Below are 15,147 nucleotides of genomic sequence, written 5' to 3'. Positions count from 1 at the left end.
TAAGCAACATTCTCCTTCAATCGCCACCGCCTTCTCCTGCTTCCCTACGCCGCATACACCAGATTCAACGATAGCTCATGCTTATTCTTAAGGACATGCTTTAGCGAATTGGTCCAAGCGCTCGAGCGCCATGTCCGAGCCGCACAGCACAGGCCTGACGCAATCCGGGCGACGAGCACTGGCATACCGGTTACTTCGGAGACTAGGGAACGAGATCACGCAATAACACACCAGCCAGCGAGCCCGATGCCGGTCCCGGCGATATCGGCGGCGAGCCACGGCGGCGTTTGAGGTGCCCAGCGATGGCTGCGGGGAAGCCCTTCGCGCGACATCCCTTAGCGCTGTTCAGGTCGAGTATGCACAAGTAGATGTGCTTCTGGCGAGCCTGTTCGAGCGAAGGTGATCCGACGCCCTGGGCTGACCATCGCTCTGGACGTTACCGTCGCAAAAGTGAGCAGCTCAATTCTGGCGACGCGGGTTGATCGCCCAGTCTTGCAACACTCGAAGCAGGCCGTCGATGTCGGCCGGCTTAGTGAAATGAAAATCGAAGCCCGCTGATTGCGCTGCTTCCTTGTCCTGAGCACGTCCCCATCCGGTCAGCGCGATGACCACGGCGGCAGATCGGTTAGGGGCGTCTTTCAGCGAGCGCGCGACGTCATACCCGCTCATATCGTGAAGGCTGATATCGAGGATGACGGCCTGCGCATCGAAGTCGTGGACAAGCTGCAAACCGACTTTTCCGCCTGGCGCAGTACGGACCGTGTGGCCATCCGCTTCCAGCACCATTGCCAGGCCGGTCGCGGCGTCGTCGTCATCGTCGATGATCACAACTCGCTGCATTTTCGATGCTGGCGCCGTGTAGAACGGCTCCTCACGGGAAACCCCATGCACTTCTGGATCGACGGCCGGAAGACGTACGACAAACTCACTTCCTTTGCCAACGCCATCGCTTTTCGCGGAAACAGACCCGCCCATCATTTCGGTCAGGCCATGCACAAGAGACAGGCCGATGCCCAGCCCGCCTTGCGCGCGCTCGCGACCGGAAGGGAGCTGCGAGAAGATGTCGAAAATATCGGATAAGTGTTCAGCTGCGATCCCGATTCCTGTATCTCGAACGCGGATGACAGCGTCGTTCCCGTCGCGCTTTGTGCTCAGATTTATCTTGCCGCCGGAAGGCGTGTATTTCGCGGCATTATTGAGCAGGTTCTGAATGATCTGGGCGAGGCGGGTTTGATCGGCGTCGACGAAAATGGCGGGCTCTGGATACTCGACTGACAAGGTGTGTGATGAGCCGTCGATGAGCGAGCGCGAGCCTTCGATTGCGTGACGCATGGCGGTCGTCAAATCAACGCTCTCTCTGCGCAACTCGATTTTTCCCTCGGCGATACGCGATATGTCGAGCAGATCGTCAACGAGATGGGCGATGTGGCCGAGCTGACGTTCCAATACGTCGCGCGACCAAACCAGCTGCGGATCGGCGAGGTCCTTGAGCCGCAAAAGCTCGACCACCGATGCTATCGGGGCAAGCGGATTGCGCAGTTCATGAGCCAGGGTCGCCAGAAACTCGTCCTTACGACGGTCGGCAAGCTCGAGCGCCTTCTGTGCTGCGAGTTTGGCCTCCAGCGCCACTTCGGCCTGCTGTCTGGCCCGGAGCAGCTCACGCTCGTATTTATGCCGGTCAGCCACGACCAGCAGGGCGAACTCGTCGAACTCATTGTCGCCGTAGCGCTGACGTGCCGCGTTGATGAGCATTGGCACGATCGTCCCGCTGCGATGGACGATGTCGAGCTTCACCTCGGCGACGGAGCGTTGCATTTGCAGCAGCGGAGCCCAGTGTGTCTGATGGAAGACCTTGCCCCCGATCGTCAGCAGGTCCTGCAATCGGCGCTTTTCGACGAGGTCCTCCCGTTGATACCCGGTCCATCGGCAAAACGTCGAATTCGCGCGAACGATGGTTCCCTGCGCCGTCGTCGTGAGCAGGCCGCAGGGTGCGCGCTCGAACGCTTCGCTCATCGGGGGCAGCGGCCTGCTTGCGCCGGTCATACCTAGAGCGCCAGCTCGCGGAGAAATTTTTTAGTCACGTCGATGCTGGCGCAAGGCGCACTCAGATGTGGGCAATGGCCAACGTTCTCGACGACGCTGAGCGTACTGTTGGGGATTGCCCGATGCATGTACTCGCCCACGGCGAGCGGTGCGAGCAAATCGTCATTGGACTGGACGATGAGCGTCGGCGTCGTCACGCGGGTCAGGTCTGCGCGGTGATCCGCGAAGAAGGTGACGCGCGCGAAATGTTTGGCAATGTCGGGGTCGGTGCGGCAAAAGCTGTTCGTCAGCTCCTCGGCCAGCTCCGGTTGCTCGGGCGACCCCATGATCGCGGGTGCCATCGTGCTCGACCATCCGAGGTAATTGCTTTCGAGCGTCTCCAGAAGGTCTTCGATGTCCCTTCGCGTGAAACCTCCCACATAGTCGCCGTCATTGATGAACGAGGGCGACGGTCCCACCATGACGTTGGCCGCGAAGCGCTCGGGAGACTTGATCGCCGCAAGCATGCCGATCGTCGCGCTCACCGAGTGACCGACGTAGATGACGGGTCCCGTGGCAACCTCGTCCAGGATCTCCAGAAGATCCGTGGCATATCCGTGAAGCGAGCCGTACTTGGCCCGGTCATATGCACGAAGGTCCGAGTTTCCGCTTCCGACCAGATCGAACAGTATCGTTCGATACCGTTCGCCGAACGTTGGCGTCATGTATCGCCACATGTTCTGGTCGCAGCCGAAACCGTGAGCGAACATGATTGTCGCGGGACCGGTGCCATGGACATGCACGTTGTTGCGGGTTCGAATACTCATCGCGAAGGGCCCGGTGGGTTATCAACCAGTAATTGTTTCACAAAGATAAGAGCGGGTTAAAGAACATTCACGAGCGACGTTCCGAGCGTTCGTTTTCGACCGGCAAACGGCGCAGAAGGCGATTCACTTGAGCGTCGCAACAGCGGATATTGCGCGATCGGTGTCGTGGCCCACTTATTGCGGGACGTCTGCACCGGTCGCCAGCCAACCCGGCGCGCTCGCAACAAGAACAGTGATTTTCAACCACTATTAGCCATGGAAAAAAACATAGAAGAGGCCGCGCCGACTCGCCTCGCCTCAGGAGTCGACGGTGTCGATGACATTCTCGGCGGCGGACTTACGCCGCACCGGATGTATCTCATCGAGGGGGCGCCTGGCGCGGGCAAAACTACGTTTGCCTTGCAGTTTTTACTTAAAGGTGCTGAATCGGGCGAGGTTGGGTTGTACATTACTCTTTCGGAGACTAAGTCCGAACTCGTTGCCGTCGCGGCCAGTCACGGATGGGATGTTGATCAGTTCACGATCGTCGAGCTTTTATCCGACGAGGGGCTCGATCCGCGCTACGAACAATCCGTCCTGCATCCGGCGGAAGTGGAGTTGGGCGAAACGGTGAGGGACGTGATCGAGAAGGTGGACGAGCTCAAGCCGGCGCGCCTCGTGTTCGACAGTTTGTCCGAACTGCGGCTGCTTTCGCAAAATCCGATGCGCTATCGAAGGCAAATTCTGGCTTTGAAACGTTACTTCGCCACGCGTGCTTGCACGGTCATGCTTCTCGATGACAACAGCGCGGAGCCCGGTGACCTCCAACTGCACAGCATCGCGCATGGTGTAATTAGTCTGGATAACCTCGCGCACGACTACGGAGGCGAACGCCGCCGTTTGCGAATCGCGAAGATGCGCGGAATCAAGTTTCGCGAGGGATACCATGACATGACACTTGATACGGGTGGCATCAAGGTCTACCCGCGGCTGGTGGCCGCGGAGCATCACAGCAACTTCTCGGGGCAAGCACGCAGTACGGGAACGGAGGGCCTCGACGAGCTGCTTGGAGGAGGGTTAGTGCCCGGCACCAACGCGCTGTTGATTGGTCCGTCCGGTGTTGGCAAAACGACCACGGTCGTTTCGTGCCTTTTGGCCGCGCTAGAACGTGGCGAACCGTGCGTCTACTACCTGTTTGACGAGACCCTTAACACGCTTTTGCTGCGCTGCGCGAAGCTTGGCATGCATCTGGGACCGCACATCGAAAGCGGGCTTTTGACGCTTCGCCAGGTCGATCCCGCCGAGATATCGCCGGGAGAGTTCGCCAGCGATGTGCGCAACCGTGTGGAGCATGGAGGGGCGCAGTATGTCGCGATCGACAGTCTCAATGCATTTCTGCAAGCCATGCCCGGGGAGCGCTATCTCCTGCTTCAGATGCATGAACTGCTTGGGTATCTCAATCAACGGGGCGTAGTCACGGTGCTGGTTCTCGGGCAGCACGGAATCATCGGTGAGATCCAAAGCGATATTGACATCAGTTACCTGAGCGACGTCGTACTGCTATTCCGCTATTTCGAGCGCCAGGGCGAAGTCCTGACCGCCGTGACTGCGCTTAAGAGCCGGGCGAATGCGCATGAGCGCTCCATACGTCAGTTCCGGCTGAGCGACGCCGGGTTAGATGTCGGGGAGGCCCTGCGTGACTTCGAAGGCATTTTGAGCGGCTTGCCTGCATACAAGGGCGGCACGGCCATGCTCGCGCCGGCAGGTGCGGTCCTCGACCCAGCACGACAGTAACACCATGGAGCATCGGGTCCTGATATTGGCTCCGTTCGGCCGTGACGCTCATGTGATCGCGGACGTGCTGGCGGCGGACGGCCGTGAATGCTTCGCATGCGAGAACTTACGTGTGCTGGCGGCCGAGCTGGAGGATGGCGCAGGAGCAGCTGTCATTACCGAGGAAGCGCTGTTCGTCGACGACGCCGTCAATTTCTTGGGCTGGCTGAGACGGCAACCCGCCTGGTCCGACTTTCCGATTATCGTGCTCGCCGGAAAGCGGGTTGAGCGGCGCTCGGCACTTCGCCTGCAGGCGCTGGGAGAGTTTGGTAACGCCATGGTCCTCGAACGGCCGCTGCATTCAGAGACGCTGCGCCGAGCGGTCGCGTCGTCCCTTCGCGCACGAGCCAGGCAGTATGATTCCCGCGGGCACCTTGCGGAATCGCATCAGCATCTTTTGGAGCGGGCGAAGGCCCAAGAGGCGCTCGAGCGCCTTAACGATTCGCTCGAAACCCGCATTGCCGATCGAACTGAGGAACTCGCATCCGCTAACGACCGGTTGATGAAGGAAATCCACGAGCGCGCAAAGGTCCAGGCGGTATTGGTACAGTCACAAAAAATGGAAGCGCTGGGGCAATTGACGGGGGGCATTGCGCATGACTTCAACAATCTATTGAATGTCATCATGGCTAATGCCGAGCTCATCGCGCGCATTAGCGGCGATGAACGAATCCGCAATATGGCCGCAACCACGAAGCGGGCAACCGAGCGTGGGGCCAAGCTCACGAGCCAGCTTCTGGCCTTCTCCCGCACCAGCAACCTCGATCTGAAAGCGCTCAACGTCATCGCTTTGCTTCAGGGAATGCGCGACATCATTTCCATTTCGCTGGGCTCGTCGATCAAATACATAACCGCCTTCGAAGGCGATGAACTATGGACTCGGGCGGATGCCAACCAGCTCGAGCTGGCCATTCTTAACCTGGCGATCAATGCGCGAGACGCGATGCCCAACGGCGGCGAGCTGACCATACGTACGGGAACGCGGCCGGCGCCGGACGCGACCTTTACGTCGGAGCAGTATGTCGTAGTGGGGGTGAGCGATTCCGGCTCAGGAATTCCGGCGAGTGTGATCGCGCGGGTTTTCGATCCCTTCTTTACCACCAAACCTATCGGAAAGGGAACGGGGCTCGGCCTAAGCCAGGTCTATGGAATCGCGCGGCAGGCGGGCGGTACTGCTCGCATCGATAGCGAGCAAGGCAAGGGAACGACAGTTGAACTCTGGCTCCCGCTCGGAGCGAAAGACCTGTCTGAGACGAAAGCAGCGCCCGATCCAGAACAGAGTGCAGATGGTGTCAAGCGCATTCTGGTTGTCGAGGACGATGAAGATGTGCGCACCATGCTTGTTGAGTGCCTGAAGACGCTGGGTTATACCGTCACCGATGCCCCTGACGGTCCAAGCGGTCTGCGGCGGATTGCGGATGACGATCCCGATTTGCTGATGGTCGACTTTGCGATGCCGGGCATGAATGGGATGGAGGTGATAGCGCAGGCTCGAAGGCTGCGCGCCGATCTTCCGGTGATTCTCGCGACCGGTTACGCCGATGTTGACATCTCGAAGCTGACCGAAAAGGGCCTCACTATCCTGCGCAAACCATTTCAACTCGATGATCTGGCGCGGACTGTCCGCCTCGGCCTCAGTAGCTGATTCGGCTAGCCGGTCCGCTCGCCAAAACATTTTGTCGCCGCATCGTACCCGGCATGAGATCCCACGACGGCGTAGCAGATTCGGCACGCAGGACACGAGTTTCGCCACGAATGCGGGCCTCCGTGGCGACTCGTAAAGACGCCAGGTCCCTCGGCTTTTGCCATGACTAGCTCCGCGTTACAATTTTCTCCCAACCAGAGCACGCCCGTTGCCGACTCATGCGGGGCGTCGACTCGCCGAAACATGGAGGTTGAGTTGGAAGCGCAGACTCTGGAGTTCCGGATTCGGATACGAGCGTATGAACTTTGGCAGCAGGACGGAGGCATGGAGGGATGTGCTGACGAGTACTGGCGACAGGCGCGAGAGATGGTGGAGCGAGAACTGGCAGAGGAGCAGGAGCGGACACCGCCGAGCGATTGAAATTGGCAGTGACTGTGCCTTGGGGTTGCGATCACGACTTGCAACCTTGCAACTGTCTACAGGCCAGATGACGGGTACAGCGCAACGCGGTCTACATGCTCAAGTCGCGGGTAAGTGCCGGCGGGGGGGGGTAAGGTGCGCAATCAGCCGCAGCAACGAGCGCGGCGAGTTTCCCTTTCGACAGTAGGCGTCGATCCCGGCTGCCTTGCCGCGCTCAATGATCTCGCGTTCGGCAAGTGACGTGTGTGCGATGATCGGCACCACCGCCAGACTGGGTGAGGTCCGAAACGCTCGGGCAACATGAAAGCCGTCGCACCCTGGAATTTGAATGTCCAGCCCCACAAGGGCGGTGTCCAGTGTCGCGTCGCACGGATTGCGACGACCCCACCGAGCGCCGTATTGGCTTTCAATCCGCCCGCCGCTAGCGCCTGGGCCAACGCTTCAGCCAGCGCGGCGTCGTCATCGGCGATGAGCGCTGTGACCGGCGGTCGTACCGCCTCGAACGCGCGCGTAGTCCACAACTGATGAAAACGACGAATACCCGCTTGCATGACAGAATAGGTGGCGAACGTTGATGCTCTGTCGGAGCAACCGATGTGCCGAGGCGGGCGGCAGGCACGAGCGCAATTCCTGGTCAGCCCAGCAATGCAATCTCGATCTATGGCGCGCCCGCACATTCGCTAAGGGGAGCTCCGATACGCTGATCGGATGAAACTGCTGCTGGAACGCCGCAGGAAAAAAAGGAAAAAAGGAACTGACGAAAAAGCTCACGATGCTGGCAGAGCAGAAGCTAACAGAGGAGCAGGTCGGTACGTAGAGAGGGTGCTGTCCTTGAGTGGTCGAGGCGCTTTGTCGCTCGGTCGCCGGGTCCTTGTACGCCGCCCAGCGCCAGGCGCGGATCCGGTTTCAGCATGTACATTTTGGTGCGGACAGGGCTCAACGCGCGTCGGGCGATCCGATCTACATGTGCCTCGGCAACCGTACAGAAAATGCCGTCTCAGTCGCATCCGAACGAGCTTCGATATCCCCTCCATGAGCCTTGGCTATCTCGCGGGCGATATACAGTCCCAGCCCGAGGTTACCATCCGCGTCATGTCTTTTTTGTTGGTCCGGACCGCGCTTGAGCGGGTCAAAGATCCCGACCAGCGTCAAGCGCTCGATTGCGGGTCCGCTGTTCTTCACCTCGAAACGAAGCTCGTCCGATTCACCCGCGACTACCACATGCACCGGCGCATCCGGTGCTCCGTACTTAATGGCGTTCAGAACGAGGTTGCCAAGCAACTGCTGCAGGCGCCGACCGTCCCAAACACCTTTGGCGTCTCCATGCACCGTCAATTCGATCCGTCGATCCGGGTGTGCTGCTCGCACCCTCTCGAGTTCATCGTCGAATACCTTTGCGAGGTCGACTTCCACCGGTGCGATATTAAAGCCTAGACCCAGTTTGGTTCGATTGAAATCCATCAGATCGTCCAGAAGCGCCTGCATGCGTGCGCCACTGCTAATCAAGCGCGACGCCGCTCCCGATATTTTCTCTCCAGCGTTTAGTGCCGAAAGATAAGAGGCGGTCATCTGAATGGTTTGAAGCGGACTGCGCATATCATGTCCTAGCATCCCGAGGAACAGGTCGCGCGATTGCTCGACGTTTGCGCTGAAGAGGCCTACCGACTCAGCGACTGCTTGGTCAATTGACTCATTGAACCGGATGATGTCGTCTACATCCGGGGGAACAGGGAGGCAGTCATCCATCCAGCGCCGCAAAACGCTGGCGCGAAGCGCTCGGTACTCGGCAACGAGCTGCCTGATATCGAAGCCGCTTCGCGCCCGCAGCAGGGCGTGTGTCTGCGTTGCTGTTTCAGGAGAATTGGCTGATTTTCCAGTTCGCCCCATTGATTTTTCCGATTGTGCCTCCCGACTTTGAGAGGTCGACAAATCTTTTGCGACCGCCTCCAAAATCTGTTCTGCGTGATCACGCAATGCCAACTTTTCCATACTGGCGGCCGCAGGTAACAGGGTTGCGGCGAAAGCTTCCCACTGCGCCACGATGCCTTCCATATCACGCAAGATGAATTCAGCGAGTCGCATGTGAGTCTCTGGAGGGGCGGTAAGGTATTCTTGCCGGAACCAACGCCCGGCGCAACTTTTCCACGTGCGGATTTTACGTGTCGGCACGAATGTGCGATCCAGCAACAGAGCCGGCCGATCTGCGCACTGGCGCACCCCCGCGCCGGAGCAGCCGAGCACGAGCGCCCGACTGATCAAGCAACGCAAAAGCGAGCTGAAAAACGCGCAGTGTGATTGTCCTGACGAAGTCTATGAAGTTGTTTCAGCGGGGCGCGTCAATACGAACGGTGCACGCCCTTGCATGACGTGTGTGGGCGTGGGCAAGGGCGCTCCCTCGGTACTGCCAGCAAGTACCGAGGCTTGTGCACCGCTATGCTTGACCAGCGCCTAGGTCGGCACCCGTGGTCAGGTCGGTACTCGTGTCAGACGCGGTGCGGGACGCCATTGCTTTCAACACCTCGATGTCATCGGCTGAAACATCAACCGTCGCAAGGCCGTCGCCGCCGTCGACTGCCGGTTGCGGATCCTCAACGAACTTCCAGTCAGAGCCGTCGTTCCACGGACCGCGCGCATCGTTACCCGACGACATGTTGTAATACACGTTCGTGAACTCGGGCACGCCCGGGAGCTTGCCTTGCGGAAAGTTGGGCTGGATCGAATGCAGGGCCTTCTCGAACGACTTCTGGTGCGCGATCTCACGCGTCATCAGAAAGCCCAGCGCTTCCTTGATGCCGGGGTCATCGGTCACGTTGATGAGCCGCTCATAAACGATCTTCGCCCGCGCTTCGGCCGCGATGTTCGAACGCAGGTCAGCGGTCGGCTCGCCGATGGTGTCGATGTAGGCCGCCGTCCAAGGCACGCCGGCCGAGTTCGTGAGCGCCGGGCCGCCTCCATAGAGCAGCGCGGTCGTGTGCGAGTCGTTGCCGCCGCCTGTCAGCGAGCGATACAACTCGGCTTCGCTCTGGACGGCTTCGGCCAGTTGGCCCTTCGCGCCCTTGTTCAGCATCGCGACGATCGAACCGATGATCTCCAGATGGCTCAGTTCCTCCGTCGCGATATCGAAAAGCAAGTCCTTGCGGCCCGGATCATCTTCGCCGACAGCTTGGGTAAAGTAACGACAGGCGGCAGCCAATTCCCCTTGCGGGCCACCGAACTGCTCCAGCAGCAAGTTAGCCAAGCCCGGATTCGGCGCGGCGACGCGAACGGTGTACTGCAAACGCTTGTTGTGAACGAACATGGCGTTCCTCCATGAAAAGCAGTTGAGTTCTGCATGCGTGATGGACGGCGGCGGGATGCCGGGATGCCCAAACAGAACCTCAGCAGCGCGTATTCCCAGACTTTGATATCGCTGTTTTAATTTTTTTATCGAGTCGATAGGAGGCAGCTTATTCGGACGGCCGTGGCTGACATTCGTGACGCCGTCGAAGCTTGGGACTATCTCGAGGCAATGGCTGTGCGGCTCCTGGTGGAGCGGCATTGGCTACGGGGGTTGGTACAAACACTCGAGCGCATCGTTGATGACGGGCGCAATAATTGGCCAATTTCACGACGATTCCACCGCACAGATCGACGCGCACGCATGGGCCGAGGTCAATGCGCGCCTGGGCCGATGACGAAGATATTTGGGCGCGATCGCCCGGCACGAGGCGACCCGGGCGTGCACGCTGGATGCTCGAACAAACGTATCGGAGCAGTAAACACAAACGGCGGCTCATCACACTCCTTGCTCATCCGCCATGCCGTCGAGCTTCGTTTATCTGCGCTGCGTCAAGTCCTCCAGTAGCGCCAACCGGCACCGGATCCGACCGTCGGGCGAAGCGCGCTGCCGCGTGAGCGTCCTTTTCAGCATCGCGAGGAAACGCTTGAACGGCCGATCACTGGATCGGTGGCACAACGCCCAGTTTCTCGGCCAGCATGCGCTCGTAGACGCCGAAGTGCAGGTCGACCTCCTCCTGACTGACCGTCGTCACGTCGATGTTCACCTGCTCGGGCTGCAGGCCGAGTACCACCGCGATCGCCGCTTCTAGTTGCGGTGCACAAATGCTGTCTTCGACCAACGTCGTCCCGACGGCGATCTCGTAGGTCCGTTCCTGGTCAAAGACGATCTCGACCAGCCGCGCGCGTGCACTCATGTTGTTGTCGATGGCCAGCCTCACGACCTCCGCCACGCTGCGCATCGCTTCAGTCGGAAAGCCCTTGCTGGAGCGCAGCCGGGCGCGATGTCTGCCTACGGTGAGCCAGTCCGAATTGAATTCCATTGCTTCCTCCACGTGCTTTGCCGCCATCGCGACAATAGGGGCTGGCAGTCAGTTTTCAAGACCGAATTTTCAGTCCAGCCCCTTGAAATTTGTGCAGTAGCGCCTATCGTAGATTTCGCTCAGGCAGATGCGCTGGTGTATCAGGCGCGCTGCGTGTTTCGATTTGTTTGCCAGCAGCATGGCAGGCGGACTGGAGCGCGTAGGCCCGTTCGCCTCCGTGCTGCATTCAAGGAGGATACGACCATGAGTGATCTCTATTCCGGAGCCGACCTGTTCAGCGAACTTGACCGACTGCAGCGCGAGATGGCGAGCCTGTTCGGTGGCTTTCCGTCCAGCATTCGCTCCGGCCGCGCTGGCGCCTTCCCGCAGGTGAATATCGGCGCGACCGACGACTCGATTGAGATAGTTGCGTTCGCGCCGGGCCTCAGCGCCGCTGAACTGGACGTGTCGACTGACAAGGGGCTGCTGACGATCGCCGGCGAGCGCAAGTCAGCGCGGCCGGAGCTCAGCAGTGGCACCCCCGATAGCCAGACCCGCGACGCCATCCGCACCTATGCGCAGGAGCGCTTCACCGGTGCGTTCCGCCGCGTGATCGAGCTGCCGCAGAACGCCGACCCAGACAAGGTGCAGGCGCGCTACGCCAATGGCTGCCTGTCGATCACCGTCGGCAAGCGCGAAGCGTCGAAGCCGCGGGCCATCACCGTCCAGTAATGCCACTTATTCAAGGAGCAAACCATGAACGACAGGACACAGGTTGCTGAACGCGACCAGGAAGTGGTAGCGCGACGCAATAGCGATCAACCTGCACGACGGACGACTCTTACGCCGGCTGTCGACGTATTCGAGGATAGTCAGGGCATCACCGTGTGGGCTGACCTGCCAGGCGTCACGAAGGACCAACTCGACGTGAAGGTGCACGACGGCAATCTGTACATCGAGGCCAAGGCGGTCGTGCCGACACCCGCCGGTCTGCGGCTGGAGCACGCCGAGATTCGAGAACCGCACTTTGCGCGCGCATTCTCACTCAGCCCGGACTTTGATACGTCAAAGATCGATGCAAACCTGCAGGAGGGCGTGCTGAAGCTGACGATTCCGCGTCGCGACGAAGCACGGCCGCGACGGATCGAGGTCCAGACGAACTGAGCCACGAAGACCAGCAGAGGCGTGCGAAATGGTGGTGCGGAGACACGATTAGCACTTGGACGACGTCGGTGCCGCGGTTCAAGCGGACCAGCCCTATGTTGAACGAATCCCGCCAGTCATGATTAAGCTTGATGCGCCGCTGCTGACCGACTGGCATCAGCCCTCGCTGTGCCCAGCGGTACTGGCCGCTGATAAGGTGCAGCGTGACGCCCTCGCAGCACGCCCGTCAGGCTGCCGGCAAATGGTAGATTCGCCCCCGATGGCGCTAGGCGCCAGCGCCGCGCAGGGCGTGTTGTCCGGGGACGTCAGCAGAAAAGTAGCAGTGCGAGCCCGGTACTCCGGCTACATCATCGAGGAGCATAAGATGAACCCTGACCTGAAGAAGTGGAACCCTTTCAAATTTCTCCGCGGTTCAGGACGCAAGCCAGACGCGGAAAGTCCGCAAAGTCCGCCGAGCAGCGAACAATGGCGTGGCACGTGGCCTGACATTCCGCGACTTTTCTCACGCGATCCGTGGCGTGCGATGGAGGAATTTTTTCACGATCCGTTGGCAGCCCGCGGGGCACTCGATCGATGGTTTGGCGACTTCAGCTCGTCGCGTTTCCAGCCTCGCATCGACGTGGTCGACGAGGGAAAAATACTGCGCGTAAGCGTCGAGCTGCCAGGCATGGAGCGGGACGACCTGACGGTCAGCGTCGAGGACGGGGCGCTGGTGTTGCGCGGCGAGAAAAAGCAGGATGTGCATAGCGAAGAGGACGGCTGCTACCGGCTTGAGCGCGCATACGGGGCCTTCACGCGCACCATCCCGATGCCAGAAGATGCCGATCCGGACCATGCTCTCGCAAAGTTTGACAAGGGCGTGCTAACCCTGACCGTGCCGAAACAGGAGCCGCCACGATCTGTGAGCCGCACAATTGATATTGGCTAGCATTGGGCAGCGACGTTGCTCATGCAGATTGGGATAACGCGAGCGGTGTAGTCTCGGTCGTCCGCTCGTGGTAGGGCAGCCAACATTCAATCGGTCGCTCCCCGGTTCGGATCCAGTAAGGGCCCACGAGCGTGCGTTATCGATTCCTCACCTGAGGGTCGACGTCATCTGCCCCGCTGGTCCGCAGCGATTGGCACGATAGCCGGTGCAGCTGATTCGGCGGGCCTCCTTTTTGCATTTGCCTCGTAGCCTCCGGCGGGGGCGGGGCGTGTGAGCCCTTCGCTTGACCCGCTTGGGCGCGATTTCGTTGTGGCGAAAGGAGCTTTATGAAAACCCCCGATCAAATCAAGGAGTACGCCCGGCGCCGGATGAATTCGGCAATCGAACGCTTCATCGCTGCCAAGACGCCAGATCAAATGACGCGCGCCAAGCAATGGCCCAATGCGCGGATGTGGGCCGGGCGGCTGATAGCGCCGCCTGCTGGTCGGTCCGACAAAGCAGACCGACTTCAAGGGCACGAGTGATCGAGCACGTTCGCCTCCATTCCGCCCGCGCTGTGCCGCACCGGGCGAAGCATACAGACGTGAGCGCGTGACTTGCGAAAGCGTGCCTGCCTGAAGCGCTAATAAATCTTGCTTTGCGGCAATGCTCTGCTAAAACGAAAGCGTCTCCTTCGCGTGTTCCCCAACGTGATGGATTGCCCGTCTTTACGGCGGGCTTCTTTTCGCGTAAAGGATGGTCGTCATAAACGCGGAAGGGATGCGCATTGCGCGCCTTCGCAACGCGGTCATCGGGCGTAACAACTTGGGTTTCTGATCCGAAGCGATGCGCCGGGGTGACGTAAAGCGGCGGGGCCCCCACGTGACAATACCGCCAGAGGTAATCTACATCGATGACAATCGGAGGAAATGCGCGCCTGCGCGACCGGCGAAGGCGGGATCGCATCGCTCCTCCGCGACATCGCCGGCCGCAAAACGAAGGAGCAGAAGTTGAGGGCGGCCGACCAACCAGAGGACGGGTTTTTTGCATGGTTGCGCACGAGTTGCGCAACCCGCTGGCGCCCATTTTTCTGCTGCGACAGAACTGCTCATAGTGGCAAGCTTGCCGAGACGCAGGGGCGCCAGCAGTGCCATCATCGGGCGCCAAGTGGCGCGCATAAAGGTGCTGGTGGGCGACCTGCGGGATGTCCCGCGCGTTACGCGAGGGCTGATGACATTGGTCAGGGCCCCGATTACCGCTCAGACTGTCGTGGGGAATCAATCAAATCAATCGAGGTCCTGCCGCTGAACAGCTGTGTCGGCCGCAACTGGCGGTGCACCTACCGCTGGAGGAGGTGATCGTCCCGGGTGGGAGGCGGGAGTGGTGCAGGCGGTAGCCAAGCTGCTTAACAACGCGGACAAGTACGCTCCCGATCGGCCCGACATTGAGATACACGCCGAGGGCGATGGCAAAATTTGGAGATAACCTGTGCGACGAGGGCGTCGACATGGAGGCCCATGGCGACCACGCGTGCGTTCGACCTATTCGCTCAGGCTGAGCGGTCGTCGACCGCTCACGCGGTGGGGTGGGACTGCGGCTGGCACTCCTTAAGCACGTGGTGGGCTGCATTGCGGCACAGTCGAATGCGGGTGTCGCACGTAATGTCAAAGCGAGCACGGCGGTTATTTTAGTGAGTCTGAGTTGGAAGCAAGTCTCGCAAAGCGATCGAGAGCCTCTGCTAGCGGCACAACCAACTCTTCGTTGCTTTCCAAATCAAATTTCACGAACTCGGACCGACCATCGGGGTAGATCTTTTTGCAAATGCCAGGTGGCATATCGGTACTGTAGGAATAGATTGGGAAATGGTTAGGAAGCGACTTCAAGATTAACCTCGACGGCCTCAAAAGCGAGGTGCAACACTTGTCTCGTATAAGGTGTTGCAATGCCCGACAAAACTACTTCGTACCAGCAGCTGCAACCTGAAGAACGCCTCGCCATCGCAAGCCTACGACTGCAGGATGTGAGCATTCGGGCCATGGCCCGAATGCTCGG

14 protein-coding genes are annotated in these 15,147 nt (G+C 59.9%); 8 read left to right on the top strand and 6 right to left on the bottom strand.

Annotation, left to right across the window (positions count from 1 at the left end; all coding sequences use genetic code 11):
* Positions 1-459: 459 nt before the first annotated feature.
* Together AWB67_RS31235 and AWB67_RS31230 are read right to left on the bottom strand one after the other, a co-directional pair.
* Positions 460-2,013: a hybrid sensor histidine kinase/response regulator gene (locus AWB67_RS31235; RefSeq protein WP_235025431.1), complete on the bottom strand. Its 1,554-nt coding sequence runs from the start codon at positions 2,011-2,013 to the stop codon at positions 460-462.
* A 32-nt stretch (positions 2,014-2,045) separates the two neighbouring features.
* Positions 2,046-2,849, bottom strand: a complete 804-nt coding sequence (locus tag AWB67_RS31230) for an alpha/beta fold hydrolase (RefSeq protein WP_087659974.1) — start codon at positions 2,847-2,849, stop codon at positions 2,046-2,048.
* A 255-nt stretch (positions 2,850-3,104) separates the two neighbouring features.
* On the opposite strand from AWB67_RS31230, the gene AWB67_RS31225 reads away from it, so the two are divergent.
* The 3 genes from AWB67_RS31225 (at position 3,105) to AWB67_RS43055 (ending at position 6,726) form a co-directional block, all read left to right on the top strand.
* Entirely contained in the window at positions 3,105-4,622 is a 1,518-nt protein-coding gene (locus AWB67_RS31225) for an ATPase domain-containing protein (RefSeq protein ID WP_087659973.1), read from the top strand.
* Positions 4,623-4,626: 4 nt separating this feature from the next.
* Entirely contained in the window at positions 4,627-6,306 is a 1,680-nt protein-coding gene (locus AWB67_RS31220; RefSeq protein WP_087659972.1) for a response regulator, read from the top strand.
* 162 nt (positions 6,307-6,468) lie between these two features.
* Positions 6,469-6,726, top strand: coding sequence for a DUF2934 domain-containing protein (locus AWB67_RS43055; protein ID WP_327366794.1), 258 nt, complete (start codon positions 6,469-6,471; stop codon positions 6,724-6,726).
* 99 nt (positions 6,727-6,825) lie between these two features.
* Here the strand turns inward: AWB67_RS43055 and AWB67_RS43510 are convergent, their stop codons facing one another.
* The 4 genes from AWB67_RS43510 to AWB67_RS31195 all read right to left on the bottom strand — a co-directional run bounded on the left by AWB67_RS43510 (position 6,826) and on the right by AWB67_RS31195 (position 11,045).
* Positions 6,826-7,068, bottom strand: a complete 243-nt coding sequence (locus AWB67_RS43510) for a response regulator (protein WP_159965011.1) — start codon at positions 7,066-7,068, stop codon at positions 6,826-6,828.
* Positions 7,069-7,686: 618 nt separating this feature from the next.
* Positions 7,687-8,808, bottom strand: coding sequence for a sensor histidine kinase (locus AWB67_RS31205; RefSeq protein WP_087659970.1), 1,122 nt, complete (start codon positions 8,806-8,808; stop codon positions 7,687-7,689).
* A 349-nt stretch (positions 8,809-9,157) separates the two neighbouring features.
* Positions 9,158-10,024, bottom strand: coding sequence for a manganese catalase family protein (locus AWB67_RS31200; RefSeq protein WP_087659969.1), 867 nt, complete (start codon positions 10,022-10,024; stop codon positions 9,158-9,160).
* A gap of 637 nt (positions 10,025-10,661) precedes the next feature.
* Positions 10,662-11,045: a hypothetical protein gene (locus AWB67_RS31195; RefSeq protein ID WP_087659968.1), complete on the bottom strand. Its 384-nt coding sequence runs from the start codon at positions 11,043-11,045 to the stop codon at positions 10,662-10,664.
* 243 nt (positions 11,046-11,288) lie between these two features.
* Here AWB67_RS31195 and AWB67_RS31190 point away from each other — a divergent pair, with 243 nt between their 5' ends.
* From AWB67_RS31190 to AWB67_RS39965, 5 genes are all read left to right on the top strand, one after another.
* The gene (locus AWB67_RS31190; protein WP_087659967.1) at positions 11,289-11,756 is read left to right on the top strand and encodes an Hsp20/alpha crystallin family protein; all 468 of its coding nucleotides are present in this window, start codon (positions 11,289-11,291) and stop codon (positions 11,754-11,756) included.
* A gap of 24 nt (positions 11,757-11,780) precedes the next feature.
* Positions 11,781-12,188, top strand: coding sequence for an Hsp20/alpha crystallin family protein (locus tag AWB67_RS31185; protein WP_087659966.1), 408 nt, complete (start codon positions 11,781-11,783; stop codon positions 12,186-12,188).
* A gap of 364 nt (positions 12,189-12,552) precedes the next feature.
* Entirely contained in the window at positions 12,553-13,116 is a 564-nt protein-coding gene (locus AWB67_RS31180) for an Hsp20/alpha crystallin family protein (RefSeq protein WP_087659976.1), read from the top strand.
* 326 nt (positions 13,117-13,442) lie between these two features.
* On the top strand, positions 13,443-13,640 hold the full coding sequence (locus AWB67_RS31175) for a hypothetical protein (RefSeq protein ID WP_087659965.1): 198 nt from the start codon (positions 13,443-13,445) through the stop codon (positions 13,638-13,640).
* Positions 13,641-15,037: 1,397 nt separating this feature from the next.
* A partial coding sequence (locus AWB67_RS39965) for a helix-turn-helix domain-containing protein (RefSeq protein ID WP_143328433.1) occupies positions 15,038-15,147 on the top strand: 110 nt, incomplete at its 3' end.

It is taken from the genome of Caballeronia terrestris, from assembly GCF_001544515.1.
In the GTDB taxonomy this organism is placed as follows: Bacteria; Pseudomonadota; Gammaproteobacteria; order Burkholderiales; family Burkholderiaceae; genus Caballeronia; species Caballeronia terrestris.
Note: the sequence above shows the minus strand (reverse complement) of the source record. Positions and strands in the feature narration are given on the sequence as shown.